Raw genomic sequence first — 16,603 nt, forward strand, 5'->3', positions numbered from 1 at the left:
GCCGAACGCGGCTGACTATCGGCCGACAACGCGAGCGCGCGCCTGCCGCGGCGCGAGCCGGATGCGTGAACGAAAGCCTCGGGGAGAAACAGGTACATGGACGAATTCTCAGTGCGCGTGATGGTGGCGGACGATCATCCGGCATCGGCGCTCGGGATGTCGCAGGCGCTGCAAGGCAACAGCACGATCAAGCTCGCGGGCGCCGTTTCGAACTCGACGGATCTGGTTGCGGCGCTCGACGCGCAACCGAGCGACGTGCTCGTGCTCGATTACGTGATGCCCGGCGGCAAATACGGCGACGGTCTCGTGCTGCTGTCGTTCCTGCAGCGTCGTTACCCCGCGCTGCGTATCGTGACGATCACGATGATCGACAACCCGAGCGTGCTGCGTGCGATTCACAAGCAGGGCGTGCAGTGCATCCTGAGCAAGTCGGATGCGCTGTCGCACCTGATCGGCGCCGTGCATGCGGCCTACGTCGGCGCGAACTACATGTCGCCGTTCGTCAAGCAGCTGCTGCAGGACGGCGATTCCCTGCCCGTCGCCCGCGCGCTGACCACGCGCGAGATCGAGGTGGTCCGGCTCTTCGGCGCGGGCTATACGGTGGGCGAGATCGCCACGCAGCTGCATCGCAGCAAGCAGACCATCAGTTCCCAGAAGTCGAGCGCGATGAAGAAGCTGGGAATCGTTCGCGACGCGGACCTGATCCGGTATGCGGACGAAGGCGACATTCAGGATCCGTCCGCTCCGGACGCACCCGCCGCGCGTGACTGACCTGCACACACGGCTCGGTACGGGCCACTGGCGGGCGCGCCGGGCGGGCGGCGCGTTGCCGATGCGGGTCTTGCGCGCATGTTCGATGCGTGACGGTTGCGCCCGCGGCATGCCGCCGTCGGCACGGGCGAATACCGGCTCACGTTCGACGACAGTGAAACCACAGCGAATCGTATGCCCGACAAACTGAAAAGGCTGGCCGCGCAGGCTGCCGCCGTCGGCGGCAAGCCGTTCGACCCGGTCCGGGTCCGGCGCCAGCAGCACGCGCTGCTGTACGGCGGCGGCGTGGCAACCACCGTGTTCATCCTGTTGTGCGCGCTGTTCGTCGTGCGGCTGGCCGTCGGCGACTACGTCGAGCAGATGCGCTCGTCGTTCCTGCGGGAAGCAGCGCAAATGTACGGCGAACTGCAGGTAACGAAGGTGTTGTCGGTACGTCTTGCCGACAACGTCACCGAGGCCAACCGCTCCCCCGATGTCGTGCCGCCGGCCGTCGCGGAGCGGCTCGTCGACAACGGCGGAAGGCTGCTCATGCCCGATCGGTACGGCAAGCCAGGGGTTGCCGTGTTCGCCGACATCACGCCGGGGCAGCCGCCCGGCGCGTACCTGCGCTATATCGGCGCGCTCTACCGGCTGGGCAAATACGCATCCGCACCGTCGCCGCTTACGATTGCGCCGAATTTCACGGCCTACCTGATCGGCATCGACGGCGACTATCTGATGCTGTTCGGCGCCGAACTCGCCGGGCGGGCGCCGGCGCGGCTGGCCGGGGCGGATCTGAAGGCGCTGATGCGCCGGCTCGAACCGGTGAATACCGGCAGCGGCGTCATGATCGAGACGCGCGACGATCCACTGCTCGGCAGGCCCGTGACCCGTATTGTGCAACAGTTGCGCGACGTGGACGGAAAGCCGTTCGCGTGGCTCGTCTTCAACGGCCGTCCCGAGCTCGACCGCGTCATGACCCCGCAGACGCCTGACGAGGAGAACGTGCTCGTCGATACGAGCGGCCATATCGTGTTCGGGCGGCCACACGACAGCACGCTCGTCCCGCGAACGCTGCAACGCGTGCTGAATCGAAGCCCCATCCCGACCGTCCCGCACCGCATCGGCGGCCGCTTCGTGCTGGGCGACCGTCTGGGCGGGTCCGACCTCGTGTTGATCAAGAGCTACACGTGGCAAAGCGTGGCGCTTGCCAATGCCGCACGGATCGGCATCACGTGCGCGCTGGCGCTGTTTGGTATCGCGGTGCTGTGGACCGCGATCGTGATGTTCGATCGACGCGCGCTGCGCCCCGCCAATCGGCGCGCGGTGCGCCTGATCGAAAGCGAGGCGCTGAACCGCACGCTGATTCGCACCGCGCCGGCCGGGCTTGCGCTGCTGTCGCTCGCCGATGGCGACGCGATCGTGCGCAACGACGCGATGACAGCGTACGACAAGGCCGTATCGGGGCCGCCGCTCGGCAAAAGACTGTGGCAGGTCTATCGCGACGAGGTGCGCGACGACGGTGCGTGCGAGCTCGTCACGCACGAATTCGCGGTCGAGCGCGCGGAGCACGGCACCGTGTATCTCGATGCGCACATGGTGCGTGCCAAATACCGCGGCATCGACGTGCTGCTGTGTACGCTGATCGACATCACCGCGCGCAAGGAAGTAGAAGAGACGCTCCGTGAAGCGCGCGTGGCCGCCGAGGACGCGAACAAGGCCAAGTCGACGTTCCTCGCGACGATGAGCCACGAGATCCGCACGCCGCTCAATGCGATCATCGGCAATCTCGAACTGATGGCGCGCGCGTCGCTGCCGTCGGCGGAGCGGCGGCGGTTGAATACGGTCGCGTCGTCGTCGGATGCGTTGCTGCGCGTGATCAACGACGTGCTAGATCTGTCGAAGGCCGAGTCGAACCAGATGGTGCTCGAAAGCATCCCGTTCGATCTGCGCGGTGTCTTGAACGACGTGGCGACGATTTTCCAACCGCTCGCGGATGCGAAAAACCTCGAGCTCGCGTGCCGTGTCGCGCCGGATCTGGCCGACGGTTACGTGGGCGACCCGACCCGGCTGCGGCAACTGGTGTCGAACCTCGTCAGCAATGCGATCAAGTTCACGAAGCACGGCGGCGTGACCGTCGAAGCACGGCTGGCGCCGGCTGGGCGGCGTGTCGAGATCGTCGTTCGCGATACGGGCATCGGCATTCCCGACGACAGCATGCCGACGCTGTTCGATGTTTATATCCAGACCGATGCATCGGTCTATCGTCGTTTTGGCGGCACGGGGCTCGGGTTGCCGCTGTGCAAGCGCATCGTCACGCTGATGGGCGGCGAGTTGAGCGTTGACAGCCGTCCCGGCGAGGGCACGACGTTCGTGGCCGCGTTGCCGTTGGCCGATGCGCCGCCTGGGTGGCGGATTGACACGCCGGAACTGCCGGCGTTCGCGGATGCGGTGCGCGGCTATGGATCGGCATCGGAAGCGGATGACGTGCTCCGAGCGACGGCGGCTGCCGAAGCCGGCCCGCCGGCCCGGGACGACGACGAGGAGCCGCTGCGTGTGCTGGTCGCCGAGGATCATCCCGCCAGCCGCGCGTTGCTGCGCGACCAGCTCGATGCGCTGCGTTACGACGCGACGATCGTCTCCAACGGTGTGGAGGCAATGCGCGCGTTCTTCGAGCATCCGTTCGACGTCGTGCTGACGGATCTCGGCATGCCGGAACTGGACGGGTTCGCGCTGACGAATTTTCTGCGGGAGCAGGGCGCGACCGTGCCGGTGATCGCGATGACTGCACACGCGACGGATGAGGATCGCCGGCGCTGTGAGCGGGCGGGCGCGGTGGAGGTCGTGTTGAAGCCGTTGTCGATCGCGACGCTCGAAGCGGTATTGCGGCGGCATGGCGGGCGACGAGTGCTGGCGGGCGATATGCATGCACTTGCGTCTGCGGCGCATGACGGGCCGCCGGTCGTGACCGACGAGATGCGGCAGACGTTGCGCAAGGCGACGCTGCGCTCACTGGCGGTGATCGATGCGGCGCTGCCGGAAAGCAAGATCGATTCGATCAAGGTCGAATTGCATTCGATGCGGGGCGGGTTCGCGATGGCGGGTGATGGAGACGCGCGCGATGCGTGTGCGGAGATGGAGGCTGTCTTGGGCGAGGGCGGGTTAGATGCCCTCAGCGCGCGTTGGCCAGGTTTCCGGGATGAGATCGGATTGGCATTGCAGCGACTGGTTCAGCCGGGGCTGTGATGCGGGCGTGCGCAGGTAGCGTTGTCCGTTGCGGACTGCCTGGCATGCCGCGGAACGGTTTGACGTCGGCCATGCGACTGACGGCAAGCAGGCAGGGGAAGGCGGCCTATCAACAGGTTGCGTGTGCTCGCATGCGAGACACCGCGGAGGCGGGGGAATTGAGCGGTGGCGTGAATGCGTCTACCGCGTGATGCGCGAACGGTGGCCGTGCGTGGCGTGAGACCTCGCACGGCACCGGATTACTGATAGCTCATCGTGAAGGTGGCAATGGCGTCGGCGGAGCCACTCTTGAGTTTGGCGCCTGTCCTGACGTAACGCGCAGTGAGCGGAATCTCGACCTCTGCGTTGCCGGTTTCCTTGACGAACCATTGATTCGGGTTGCCCGTCGCGCTCGAATCGGGACCATACGAGACAAGCGTCGAACCATTTTTTATCTGGATACCCACGCCTTCCGCGGTCGAATTACTCGTCAGATTCAGGATATTGCTCCGATTGGCGGATTTGGTTGCATCCGTCAACGTGATGTACATCCGAGTCTTCGCCGTGCCCGTGCCGCCGGAGCACTTCAGGCCGATCTTGAATGACTTTTCGGGTCCGCCAGCTGTGTCGGTCATGCTCACTTCGCCGAACGGGACGTTGACCGTTTTCGTCGTGACCGCGCAGGTGGGCACGGTTGGCTTGATCTGGATCGAGCCGCCGATTTTGTATATTGCATACTGAAAAATCTCGTTTGAACTTCCTAGCTTTGTTACCCAGGATCTTGCAAGTTCTCCGGTAATCGAGCCACCAGCGGTGACCCGTCCAGTTTTGACAAGTTCGATCACGAGTTTCGTCGTGTCGCTGAGGACGAAATACGCGGTATTACTCGTGAGCGCAAATGACATTGGCCACCAGCTGGTGATGCCTGATGAAAACTTCATCCGGACGCCGATACCTTGCACGGACGTTGGCATTGTATGGTAGATCGGGTCGGTTGTTACTCCGACTTGGCCATGCGAGACACGTTCGAAATAACCCGAGCACCGGATTTCGCCGTTCGAGTCGCCAATAAATCCTACTTCCTGAGATGCGACGACGGTGCCGTTCGGTGATTCGGGATCGAACATAGGCGCATTGTAGGCGGAAAGTGTGAATACACGGGGTTCCGTCGTGCCGGTTGAACTGCCTTTGTCGTAGATTTTGCAGCCCGTCCATTCTGCCGCCAGTGCCGTACCGTGGTAGAGCATCGGCAAGAGCGCTACCACCAAACTGATCGAGAGTTTTTTCAAGTTCATGTTGCGTATCCATTTTCGATTGATTGGGTGCCGCTGGCACGGAGGGCGAACGACTAAGGTGTTTCGTGCGGCAGGCTGACTCGGTCATTGCTCGACCCGTGATCGCGGTGTGCCCGGTTACGGCACACACGTCGTCTTGGATGCGATTCGTCTCGGTGCCACTTAGCCTCCCGCCATGCGGCAGCTCATTGAGACCCGCTCATAGGCGAGTGCCTTGCCCTTCGGCGGCAACACATAGTTGCCTTCACACGTCCCTTCGCTCCAGCGAATGGACAAGCGTCCCTGATCCTGTACGCCAAACACGAGCACGCGCGAATCGCTGTCGACCATGCCGAGCATCTTCCCGTCTGCGCTGTACGCGGTTGCGCCGAACGGCACCTTGCCGCCGTTTGCCGTCTTCACGTCGAACTGGATCCGGCGGCCGGTTTCCGCAGCGAAACGCGCGGTCACGATCGCACCTCGCGTCGGCACGACCGACTTCGAGTTGTCGACCAGTTCGGTATCGAAGCCGAGGCTTTCCGTATCGACGTTGACCCAGTTGTAGCGATACGGCTGCACGTACGGCAAAACCGCATAACCGCGCCGATCGGTGCTGATGCTCGTCGACGTCGAGAAACGCGCGCCGCTCACGCCCGGAACCTCGGCGATCGCAAAGGTTTCGCCTACGGTCTGGCCGAGCGTAATGCCGCCGCGGTGCGCGACGATCGAACCCGATGCGCCGAGGTCCACGTGCTTGCCGTGTCCGGACTGGTTGTAGTTCGAGCTCAGCTTGACCAGCGGCGTGTCCCAGCCGAGGCTTGCGCCGCCGGACCCGCCGGCGTCCTTCGCGTAGTTGCCCTGAACCGAATAATTGACCGTGTTCTGGTCGTTCAGGAAGCCGCTGACGCCTGCCTGGACGTTCACGTCGCCGCCCGTCGAAGCGACCGTATTTGCGAACGCGCGATGCGAGCGCGAACCGCCGCCGAACGGAATGCTGACCGATGCAGTGAACTGCGTATCGGAGCGCCCGAACACCCCGGTATCCTGTGTGCGCGCGACCGCAACGCTGTAACTGAGATTCTTCACCGAGCCGCTATAGCCGAGCTGGATGTTGCGGCTCGAGCCGCCACGATTCCAGTAGCTCGTTTCGCCGATGCTCGCGTACACCGATCCGTTGCTGCCGAGGGACTGGTTGATGTTCAGGTCGATGCGGCTCTTCTGGCGTTGCAGGCCGGTGCCCTGGATGCGATCGAGATCGTCGACGTGCTGGCTGAGCGTGCGATATCCGTCGGTCGAATAGCGATAGCCGACCATCGTGAGCGTCGTGTCGGTTGCCGTCAGCGTTTTCGAGTACAGGAAGCGGAAGCTCTGACCACTCGCCTTGCGCCCCGGCGCATTCGACTGACTGTGCGTGACGTCGAACGATACGCCGCCGAGCGGCGAGTTGTAGCCGACGCCAAGCGCGATCGCGGCATAACGCTCGGCGCCGATGAGGCCGCCGTAGCCGGTCAGGTTGTCCGACACGCCGTAGACCACCGAGCCTTGCGCGAATTTGGGACGCGATTGACCGTAGCCGCGGTACTGGCCCGCGGAGAACGCGTAGCGCATCGTGCCGCGGCGGATCATCACCGGCAGGTACGAATACGACTGCCGGTAGGTGCGCACGCTGCCATCGGACTCGATGATCCGGACCTCGAGGTCGCCGTTCGAGCCGCTCGGGTAGATGTCGCGCAGTTCGAACGCGCCCGGCGTGACGGACGTCGAGTAAATCACATAGCCGTTCTGGCGAATCTCCACGACGGCGTTGCTCTGCGCGATGCCGCGCACGACCGGTGCATAGCCGACCTCGTTGTCCGGCAGCATCCCCGTGTCGGAACTCACCTGAACGCCAAGAAAGCGCACGCTGTCGAAGATCTCGCTGGACGAATACACTTCGCCCAGCGCCAGCCGGCCCTTGATGCGCTGCAGATCGCGCTCGACATAGGTGCGGTTGGCCGTGAAGCTCGATGCCGTGCCGCGGCGCCCCGTCAGCGACGATTCGTTGCGAAGCCGCCATGCGCCGACGTTGAGGCCGTTGCGCAAGCCGAGGTAGTAGTAGTCGCTGCGATATCCGGAGTTGGTGTCGTGGCTGAAGGTCGCCTGATAGTTCGTGTAGGCCGCGGCGACGCCCTCGTTCCAGTGCGACGGGTCGACGTAGCCGCGCGACTGGCCCGGCACGTAGGCTTGCGGAATGCTCACGTTGAGCGTCAGCATGCCGACGTCGAAATCCGACGACGCGCCTTCGACGAGATCGGCGAGGTTCACCTGCGAGTCGTCCGCAAGGCCGGATTCCAGCTTGTGTTCGCGTTCGAGGCGATTCGTGTCCACGCCGAGCGACTTGAGCAGCCCGTACGTGATGACCGGCTTGACTTCGCCCGAAGCGTCAGCCGTAAAGGCGACGGATGCGCGCTTCGCGCTCCGCTGGTTCAGCGACACGTCGACATCGTACGTTCCAGGTGGAACCGCGCTGCCCTGCTCGAAGTACTTGAGCTCGACAGGCGCTTCGCCCTTCTTCAGGAACATGTCGTTGAACTCCGCCGCCTCGACGGCGGCAGGCATGACGATCGCACCGAGCGCCATCAGGCAGTACGTTCCCTGGCAAGCCGCTGCAATTTTCTTTACGGTTGTATTCATGCCTTGTTCGCGAGCGTTTCCCACCTGCCGATGTGTCAGGAATGCGCGCCCTCTTATAAGTTAGTAGAACGGAATGTGCGTGCTGCTCGATCGAGACGGCGACGTGCTTCAGCCCGGTTACTTCGAGATGACCGCTTCGGTGCTGACGGTCGCGCCGAAATCGTTGATCGAATCGAATTCGACTTTCGCGTCCGCCGCGACCGACCGACCGGAGAAATCCTTGACGGTGACGCGTTGCGTCGATTTCGGTGCAATCATTTCCGGGGCTACCGTGTAGGCATTCGAGCCGATATGGAGGCTCGCCCGCACGATGGACACGAAGTACGGCGTGTCGTTGACGACTTCCATTCCCGGTTTGCCGTCGTTGCCTGCCCAGTGCCACTTCAACTGGCCGGGCGCATCTTCCGGTTTGCCGGGAAGATCGGCGGGCCGATAGAAGAGCTTGATGCGCTGACGAACCGCGATCTGCAGCGAGTTGTCATCCTTCGGTTTCTGCGGAATTTCCTGCACGTTGAGCCAGAAGATCGATTCGCGATCGGTCGCCAAGCCCTCGCCCGAGTAGAAGATGCGCAGCAATTGCTGCTTGTTGCCGCCGAGGCGGCTGAGGGACGGCGTGATGGCGAATGGAAGATCACTGCGCGCGTTGTTCGGCGCTTCCAGCCACGACTGGATCATCACGTCATCTTTCGCCTGGTTCTTGACGAGGATCGACGCTTCCTTGCTTTTCGCGGTGTAGACCACCCGGGTGCCGGACAGCGAAATACCGGCATGGGAAGGAGCGGAAAAGGACAGCAGGGAGCTGGCCGCGACCAGCCCGGCAATGAGCTTTTTTTTCATGTCGGAATCTGAATCCGGGCGTGGCAGCGAGATGGCATGAATCGCCATCCTGCTGCCTGGTTGGGACGACTTACTCGTACGTGAGCGTGAACGGCAGCGTGCCGTTCGCGGTACCTGCATCGATCGTCTCGCCGTTCGCGACGTAGCCGGCGCGCATGTTCAGCGATGCGGTGTAGACCGGGGCCTCGGCGGTGCCGCCCTTGACCAGCGGTGCGTCGAACGTTTCGTTGGCCGCCAGGTCAAGCAGCTTGTTGTCGGTGTTGTAGATGCCGATGCCGACGCCCTTGGCGGTGCCCGTCGTCTTGAGCAGCTTGTTGTTCTTCGCATCGGTGCCCGAACCGGCCAGCGGATCGAACTTCACCTTGACCGTGGTCAGATCCGTTGCGGTGTTGCCGCAATCCAGGCTCAGGTTGATCGCCGTGCCGGCCGCGATGCCGTTACCTGCGGTGCCGCCGAGTGCGTCGGCGCTGACGGTGCCGAGGTTGACCGCGATGTTCTGGTCGCCCTTTTCGCCCGTCACCGTGGAGCCTGCGCCGCCCGAGATCGAGCACGAGGCCGCCGTGATCTTGCCGGTGAAGTTGAGCGTGCCGTCAGCCGCCATGGCCGAGCCGGCTGCGAACATGCTTGCGAATGCTGCCAGTGCGAGAATTTTCTTGTTGAAAGCCACGATTTTCTCCATTCGAGATTTAGGTGAATTAACTCTTTGAAGAGTCAGGAAAATTTTATCGGGGCCATCAAAACTCTCTTATAGGACGAGTACGAATAAAATTTCCCGTGTCAGTTGATTCGTACGATTTCCAATTTTTTCGCGACGGATGCAGCGACTAATTGCGAATGATTAAATGGATTTGACGTTGTTGGCCTGTCCGGATCGCAAGCATCCGGTGATTGGGACGCGAGAGCGGTCATGTCCGCGGCGTTCCGACGCATGAGTGGCGATGATGCGGCGTGCGCTTTGCCCGCGGGGATGGCCTCCGGGGCCATCAGCGATTGTGCGATCGCGAGGGCGGCAGAAGCCATCGGTTCAATACCGACACCATCGGTCGTTCTATCCGGATATGGCACGCATATCCGGATACGCGGACCACGCCGAGCGTCGCGCATGCAGTCGCGATGCCAGTCCACGTCTGAAAGTTCGCACGCGCGCCGGTGATCTTCTCGGCGACCCCTATCACATACGGGTGGATCAGGTAGATCGAATAGCTGGCGCCGCCGAGCGAAGCGACGATCCGGCTCGAGAGCGACCGGTTCCGCATGTCGAGCGCGACCAGAGAAACGATCGGCACGCGCGACGGCATGCCCCATATCGCGATGCGCATGAACGCTTGAGGCACGCCGAACACCGCATGTAACAGCGGAATGGCCGCGACGGCGGCCGCTGCGATGAGCGCCCACACCGGTGCCGCGATTCGCCGGGCGATGCCGGTTTGCAATACCTGATACGCCAGAACGCCGAGTCCGAACTCCAGCACGAACGGTTGCCCGAGGTGATGGACGACGGCGCCGGGCGTGCCGTCGATTGCGACCCACACGCTTAGCGACGCGAGCATCAGCGCGGCGAACGCCGTCGCGCGGCAGGCGCGAACAAGCACGAGGCTTGCAGCAACGGCGAGATAGAACAGCATCTCGTACTCGAGGGTCCAGCCGTTCAGGTTCAGCGGCCCCCAATGACCGTTCTCCTTGACGTAAGGCACGAACAGCAGCGACTTGACGAGATATTCGGGTGCAGCCGTCGTGGTGTTCAACCAATGCGGGCGCAGCACGCCGAATGCGATCGTGGGAATCAGCGCGAAATAGCTGCGCACTTAGGTTGCGTACGCGCTATACAGTACGACGGCGGCCGAGCGTGTCCTTGCTCGCGACGAACAGGTTGAAGAACACGCACGGCGCCAGCAGCACCATGCAGGCCGCCATCGAACCAGCGCGCCTGCCCTGGCCGAGCATGTACCCGATGCAGAGCGCGCCGACTTAGTCGCGACGACCTGACTTTACTTGGCCGGTTCGATCGGCTCACTGCGAATTCACTGGTACGAAAACGTGATCGTACTGAGCGCACTTACGCTACCAGTCCGTATCTCCGGCGCAGTCTTGACATATCTCGCTTCGAAAGGCACCGAGATCGCGCTGTTGGCGCCGCTCGATTTGCTGACCAACCACTGGTTCTTATTGCCTTTTGCCGATGAATCCGGCCCGAACTTCAGTGGATCGGCGGTACCTTTCTTCATGATCTGGATACCCACGCCTGCCGCCGTCGAACTCTTGCCGAGCTTAAGCGCATTGCCGATGTTCGTAGGGTCCGTCGCATCGGTCAGCGTCGCATAGACGCTCAGGTTCGCATCGCATCGCAGATCGATCGAGAACGGCGCCGACCTTGCGGAAGCAACATCGCCGACCGCTTTCAGACTCGACGCAAGCAGAACGGGCAAGGTGACCGTATTGTTTGCCCCGGAAGTGACCTTGCATGCCCTTGCCGTTACTGTTATCGAAGCCGGGTAAAAATCCAATGCACCGACACTCTCGGTTACGTATTGCCCCTTATGTTTCAGCCTGACATTGAAAAGTTTTTTTGCTGTAGAGCGATGAGAGCCAGTAATTAAGCCGCCGGCTGTAACGAAAATCTCTGTAACGTAAAAATTCAGATTTTCTACGGTGCTGCTGAGTTTCATGGATGTCTCGCCGGATTCTACTGGAGTAGATTCCAGGATGCCGCCTCGTGTACTTGAAATAAACAACGAATATCCGATCCCTGGTATTCCTGTCTCGAAAACGGCCGCCGTTTTATTGTTGCCCGAATCGTACGTTACATTCGGAATTGGATTTCCGAGCGGGGTAATAACCAATTCATCGAACGCACACGAGTCCGTGGTACCCGTAACTACAATTCCGGTGGTGTTTGCAGAGGTTGACGATGGAAATTGCTTTCCCAAGGCGAGTTCGTCTTGAGTCACGCTGATGGATTTGGGGAGGCTGGCGTACGGGCCCCAGCCCGAGCTTGACGCGCCGCATACGGCAAATGCTTGTCCCGACCAGATCAGTGCGAACAGCATCAAGCAATGCACGAATTGCATTACTGTCGAGGAGCGAGGCGATACATGTCCTGTGTCATGACATGTGTTTATATCTTGAGCGCCGATCATCTGTTTCATACGTATCCTTTTTAAGCACATGCAGGTGAGATTGAAGCCAGCGCCCGCACTCCCTCGAGTCGAATCGCTAACTGACTGCGTCGTCACCGCTTCAACTGAACCTGTGCGACGGACCCCGTGCCTTTCGACACGACGGGCGCATAATCCGGTGCGTCTCCCGGCATGCACGGTAGATCAAGACTCTGTAGCGGTTGATACGTTGCGGTGCGTTTGCGCACCGGCAGCGAATACGAAAGCCCGCACACCGACTTGCTGCGGTTCGCTTCCCACTGCACCGTCAGTTCGCCCTGATCCTCGAGCCCGCGTGCGAAGAGCTTGCCGCCCTGGCCGACCGTGCCGACGTCCTTGCCGCTTGCATCGGTTACGGCCGCGCCGAACGGCACCGGCGAACCGTCTGCCTGCCGCACGCGGATCAACGCCGAGCGACCGTATTCGGTCTTGAATGTCAGCTTCGGTACCGCGCCTGCGAGTGGCGCGATGCGCTGGCTCGTTTCCTTCAGCTCGACATCGGTCGACAACCCCTTCGGATCGATGCTGACGTCGTTCATCGAATACGGCGTCAGGTACGGCACGACCGCGTAACCACGCCGATCGATTCGCACGCCGGACGCGTTGGTCACGCGTGCGCCTTCCGCATTCGGCGCCTCGACGATCGCGAACGTCTCCGACAGCGACTGCGACAGCGTGACGCCGCCGCCATGCGCGACGACCGCGCCGCGCACGCCGGCCGAGAACTGCTGGTAGTCGGCACTAGCGCTGGCGCTGCCGGACAACTCGGCGAACGGGCCGCGAACCATCACGTTTGCGCCGCCGTTCGTCTGCGAACTGCCCGACGAATTGGCGTGATTGACGTTCAGGCCGTACGACACGTTGTTGTCGTCGCCAAGCGCGCCCGACAGGCTCGTTTGCGCCTGCGTCGAGCCGCGCGTATCGCGGCTGAAGCTCGTCGCTACCGTGGCGGGCCGTGTCTTGCCGAGCGGAATCGACAGGCTCGCGTAGTACATCGTGCTCGACGTGCCCCATGCGTCGCGCTGGCGCGTTGCCGATACGTTGTACGCGACGTTGCGGAACGTGTTGCTGTAGCCGATCGTGAAGTTGACGTCCGACCCGCTGCGATTCCAGTACGTGGACGCCGATGCCGTCGCGTTCAGGCTGCCGCCGCGCGCGCCAAGCGACTGGCTCAGCGTTAGCGACGCGCGATTGCGCTGCCGGTACACGTCGGTCGACGCGACGTCGAGTTTCGCCTGATCGCGTGCGCGCATCGCGTCGTTCAGCGCGAAATAGCCGTCCGTCGAATAGCGATAGGCGGCGATCGCAATGTTCGTGCCTGTCGTGGGTAAGGATTTCGAATAGCTGATCCGGAAGCTCTGCCCGGAATAACGCCGCTCGCGCGGGATCGACGTGCTCGCGTGCGTGACGTCCACGCCGACCGCACCCAACGACGTGTTCAGCACGGCGCCGGCCATCGCCGACAGATAGCCCTGTGCGAACGTCACGCCGCCATAGCCGGTCAGCAGGTTCGTGAGGCCACGTTGCCACGTCGCCTGGACGAAATACGGTGTCGTGTTTTGCAGATTGCGTACGACGCCGGTCGTGAAGCTGTAGCGGTTTTGCCCCGGGCGCAGCGACAGCGGCACCGCCGCGTACGGCACGGAAAACGAGTGCACCGAGCCGTCTGCCTCGGTCACGTTGACCTTGAGATCGCCGCCATAGCCGGTCGGATACAGGTCGTCGATGACGAATGCGCCCGGCGCGACGGTCGTTTCGTACAGCTTCATGCCGTTCTGCTCGATCGTGACTTTCGCGTGGGTGTTCGCGACGCCGCGCACGACCGGCGCGTAGCCGCGCTGCGATTCGGGCAGCATGCGGTCGTCGGTGTACACGCGCACGCCGCGGAACGACGTCGAGTCGAACAAGTCGCCGGACGTGTATGCGTCGCCGGCGATCAGCTGCGACGACCACGCGGGCAGATCGCGCTGTACGTAAGTCGTGAGGTTCTCGTACCTTCTGCTGCCGCGATCGTCCCAGTTGAACGAGCCGTTGTGCCGGAAGTGCCAGCGCCCGAGATTGACGCCGCCGTTGACACCGACATAGCCCTGCGTGCTTGCCGACTCGCCGCTGATGCGCGCATGGTAGACGCTTGCGTCATAGCCGAGCATCGCGACCGGCACGCCTTCGCTCCACTGATCGGGGCTCACGTAGCCGCGCGCCTGCCGCCGCATCGAGATCTGCGGGATGCTCAGGTCGAGCCGCTGTTCGTTGAAGTCGTAGCTGACCGACGCTTCCGGAATGGCCTGGCCGACGCGCATGCATGCGCCGCCTTCGTCGAGCGTCGCGCGCACGTCCTGCGGCAGCTTCGACAGATCGACGCCGATGCGCTCGAACAGCACCTTGTCGAAACACGGTTGCGCGTCGACCGTACCCGGCGCTTTCTTGAACTGTATTTCGGTGCGTCCGACCCAGTTGCCGTCGACATAAATGTCGGGCTTGTACATGCCGACCGGCACCACGTTGCGGCGCTCGTAGCGCGACACGTCGAATGCGCCGTGTCCGTTGTTCAGGAACCCGCCTTCGAATTCGACCTGCGCGAACTCCGTCTGCGCGACCAGCATCGATCCCGATTGACCAGGCGCGCCATGCGTTGCCCCGGTGTCCGCCTGCGCGAGTTGCAGCGGTGCGGGTTCGGCTTCGGTCGCGTGCGCCTGTGCCTGCCAACCCGCGATGATCGTGAGAAGCAGCGCGCAGACCGGCTTCAGCCTCGGTTCGATCTGCATCGGTACGTTCGATTGCCGCTTCTCCATCGCTCAATCCTTCTTTGTGAATGTTTGCTTGTGTTCTCGAATCACGAGGGACGGAATCGATCGCACGGGGATGGCATTACTCGACGTCGGCGCTCTTGCTCGCGCGACGCTTTTTGTCCGACCGCGTCATTTCATTGCGAAACGGCGGCCTCATTGGCCTGATTGCCGCCCCAGTCGTCGAAGCTGCTGTACACGACCGTGCCGCCGGCGAGGTTCGCTTCGGATGCGCCCTTGACAGGGAACGAAGCCGTTTCGCCGGGGCGTACATAGCCGACGCCGGCGTCCAGCGTCTTGCCATTTGCGTGCAGCGCGATGCCGCCGAGATTGACGACGTACGGCGTGGGGTTCGTTGCCTTCAGAACCCACCCGTGGCCCGATTCGGCCGCAATCTTCCATTTGAGTTGGCGCGGTGCGTCGGCTGGATTGCCCGGCAGGCCGGCCGGCCGGTACATCAGCTTCACGCGCGTGCGAAAGGCGATCTGCAGGCGATTGCGGTCGTCGCCGGCCGTTACCTTCGGCGGAACGTCGAGCACGTTCAGCCAGAACAGCGACTCCTTGTCGGCAGGCAGCGCCTCGCCGGTGTGGATGATTCGCAACGTCTGGCCCTTGTTGGCCTCGAGCCGGAAGACCGTCGGCGTGATCACGAACGGCACGTCGATCTGGTCCGGCGAAGCGCGCTCGTCGCCCTTGTCGAGCCATGTCTGGACGAGGGCCGGCGACTTGCCGTCGTTGGTCAGCTGGATGGTGACTTCCTAGTCGGTGCCCGGGAATACGACACGGGTGCCGGATAGCGTCACGCTCGCCTGCGCGGTCATGCAGAACAGACCGGTCATCAGCAGTGCCAGCATTCGATACGAATTTTTGCGTTTCATAGTCGATTCCTTTTTATTCTGCAGTGCGAATCAGTAGCGGGATGATCTGCTCCGGCCCGTTCGCGAACCTGCCCCCATCAGGGGGCGGTTCGCTCACTCAATACATCGAGTGCTTAGGGATAGATCAGCGAGTAGGTGACGAACGAGTTCGCCGAGCCGCCGGTCGCTTCGCCCGTCGCGACGTACTGCGCCGAGTACTGCAGCGTCGCGGTGCCGGCCGTGGTGTCGATGTCGACGATCTGCGAGTTCTGCGCCGAGCTTTCGGCACCGACCTTGATCGGCTCGTACTTGTCGTTCAGGATGCCGATTTCGACGTTCTTTGCTGCATCGGCGCCCGTCAGCGTCAGGCGGCCGGTTGAGAGGTTCACGTTCGGGCCCGGTTCGAACGCCACCGACACCTTGTTCACCGGCGCCGGGATCGGCGTGCCACCTTCTTCCTTGTCCGTCGTGCAGCCGGTCAGCGTCAGCTTGAACGGCGTACGGCCGGCCGTCGCGCCTGCTGCCGCGAGCTGGTTGGTCGCTGCCTTCGGCAGCGTAACGGCCAGGTCGTTGACGCCTTCATTGATCTTGCAGGTCGACGCGACCACGGAGCCCGTGAAATTGATCGTGCCGTCCGATGCGTGCGCGGCGTTCATTGCCGCGATCGACAGACCCGCGACCGACATCATCATTGCGATTTTTTTCATTGCGAAATTACCAGTGTTTAGCGAGGGATTTTCGGCGGGGTTTGTTCGTGGTGGCGAACGCGCCATGCCGGGATTTACTGGGAGCGGTCATGCGTTGTTTTTTTAATCACCTCCTGCTTGAAAGAGAGCGGTTAATGGGTGGGGGTGGTGTCGCGCTATATCAATACGTTATCCGAAATAGTTGTGACATTATTCGTGATGCGAATTCGACCAGGGCGGCGGAAAAATTCCCGATGCCATGAATTAATTTGATCGATGCAATATGAAAGTGGATTTCCGCTGTTAATGCCTGAAATTACTAGTGCTCAGCAGCTGTAACGTGCTGATACGGGAAATTCA

Annotated in this window: 10 protein-coding genes and 1 pseudogene; 2 read left to right on the forward strand and 9 right to left on the reverse strand. The window is 62.3% G+C overall.

All coding sequences use genetic code 11. The features are described from left to right. The first annotated feature begins 96 nt into the window (after window positions 1-96). Window positions 97-771: a response regulator gene (locus LXM88_RS31405; RefSeq protein ID WP_262543318.1), complete on the forward strand. Its 675-nt coding sequence runs from the start codon at window positions 97-99 to the stop codon at window positions 769-771. A gap of 174 nt (window positions 772-945) precedes the next feature. Next, window positions 946-3,996, forward strand: coding sequence for a hybrid sensor histidine kinase/response regulator (locus LXM88_RS31410; RefSeq protein WP_262543319.1), 3,051 nt, complete (start codon window positions 946-948; stop codon window positions 3,994-3,996). Window positions 3,997-4,235: 239 nt separating this feature from the next. Here the strand turns inward: LXM88_RS31410 and LXM88_RS31415 are convergent, their stop codons facing one another. The 9 genes and pseudogenes from LXM88_RS31415 to LXM88_RS31455 all read right to left on the reverse strand — a co-directional run bounded on the left by LXM88_RS31415 (window position 4,236) and on the right by LXM88_RS31455 (window position 16,264). Further along, on the reverse strand, window positions 4,236-5,270 hold the full coding sequence (locus LXM88_RS31415; protein ID WP_262543320.1) for a fimbrial protein: 1,035 nt from the start codon (window positions 5,268-5,270) through the stop codon (window positions 4,236-4,238). Between the two features lie 162 nt (window positions 5,271-5,432). Next, complete coding sequence (locus LXM88_RS31420; RefSeq protein ID WP_262543321.1) at window positions 5,433-7,922, reverse strand: fimbria/pilus outer membrane usher protein; 2,490 nt, start codon at window positions 7,920-7,922, stop codon at window positions 5,433-5,435. 117 nt (window positions 7,923-8,039) lie between these two features. Then, window positions 8,040-8,807: a fimbrial biogenesis chaperone gene (locus LXM88_RS31425; protein ID WP_262543322.1), complete on the reverse strand. Its 768-nt coding sequence runs from the start codon at window positions 8,805-8,807 to the stop codon at window positions 8,040-8,042. A gap of 22 nt (window positions 8,808-8,829) precedes the next feature. Beyond that, window positions 8,830-9,426 carry a fimbrial protein gene (locus tag LXM88_RS31430; protein ID WP_262543323.1) on the reverse strand — a complete coding sequence of 199 codons (597 nt, stop codon included), beginning with the start codon at window positions 9,424-9,426 and terminating at the stop codon, window positions 8,830-8,832. A gap of 316 nt (window positions 9,427-9,742) precedes the next feature. Continuing rightward, window positions 9,743-10,522: an acyltransferase family protein gene (locus LXM88_RS31435; RefSeq protein ID WP_262543324.1), complete on the reverse strand. Its 780-nt coding sequence runs from the start codon at window positions 10,520-10,522 to the stop codon at window positions 9,743-9,745. Window positions 10,523-10,780: 258 nt separating this feature from the next. Next, the gene (locus tag LXM88_RS31440) at window positions 10,781-11,905 is read right to left on the reverse strand and encodes a fimbrial protein (protein WP_262543325.1); all 1,125 of its coding nucleotides are present in this window, start codon (window positions 11,903-11,905) and stop codon (window positions 10,781-10,783) included. Window positions 11,906-11,988: 83 nt separating this feature from the next. Continuing rightward, window positions 11,989-14,706, reverse strand: a complete 2,718-nt coding sequence (locus LXM88_RS31445; RefSeq protein WP_262543326.1) for a fimbria/pilus outer membrane usher protein — start codon at window positions 14,704-14,706, stop codon at window positions 11,989-11,991. Window positions 14,707-14,837: 131 nt separating this feature from the next. Beyond that, window positions 14,838-15,578 (reverse strand): annotated as a pseudogene (locus LXM88_RS31450) (fimbrial biogenesis chaperone). 113 nt (window positions 15,579-15,691) lie between these two features. Continuing rightward, the gene (locus LXM88_RS31455; protein ID WP_262543327.1) at window positions 15,692-16,264 is read right to left on the reverse strand and encodes a fimbrial protein; all 573 of its coding nucleotides are present in this window, start codon (window positions 16,262-16,264) and stop codon (window positions 15,692-15,694) included. Between the last annotated feature and the right edge of the window lie 339 nt (window positions 16,265-16,603).

This window comes from Burkholderia sp. S-53 (assembly GCF_025560745.1).
Classification (GTDB): Bacteria; Pseudomonadota; Gammaproteobacteria; order Burkholderiales; family Burkholderiaceae; genus Burkholderia; species Burkholderia pyrrocinia.

Bases quoted from the DNA above. Each gene is read 5' to 3' on its own strand.
- LXM88_RS31405 (WP_262543318.1), top strand. From the start codon at position 97: ATGGACGAATTCTCAGTGCGCGTGATGGTGGCGGACGATCATCCGGCA.
- LXM88_RS31410 (WP_262543319.1), top strand. From the start codon at position 946: ATGCCCGACAAACTGAAAAGGCTGGCCGCGCAGGCTGCCGCCGTCGGC.
- LXM88_RS31415 (WP_262543320.1), bottom strand. From the start codon at position 5,270: ATGAACTTGAAAAAACTCTCGATCAGTTTGGTGGTAGCGCTCTTGCCG.
- LXM88_RS31420 (WP_262543321.1), bottom strand. From the start codon at position 7,922: ATGAATACAACCGTAAAGAAAATTGCAGCGGCTTGCCAGGGAACGTAC.
- LXM88_RS31425 (WP_262543322.1), bottom strand. From the start codon at position 8,807: ATGGCGATTCATGCCATCTCGCTGCCACGCCCGGATTCAGATTCCGAC.
- LXM88_RS31440 (WP_262543325.1), bottom strand. From the start codon at position 11,905: ATGAAACAGATGATCGGCGCTCAAGATATAAACACATGTCATGACACA.
- LXM88_RS31445 (WP_262543326.1), bottom strand. From the start codon at position 14,706: ATGGAGAAGCGGCAATCGAACGTACCGATGCAGATCGAACCGAGGCTG.
- LXM88_RS31455 (WP_262543327.1), bottom strand. From the start codon at position 16,264: ATGAAAAAAATCGCAATGATGATGTCGGTCGCGGGTCTGTCGATCGCG.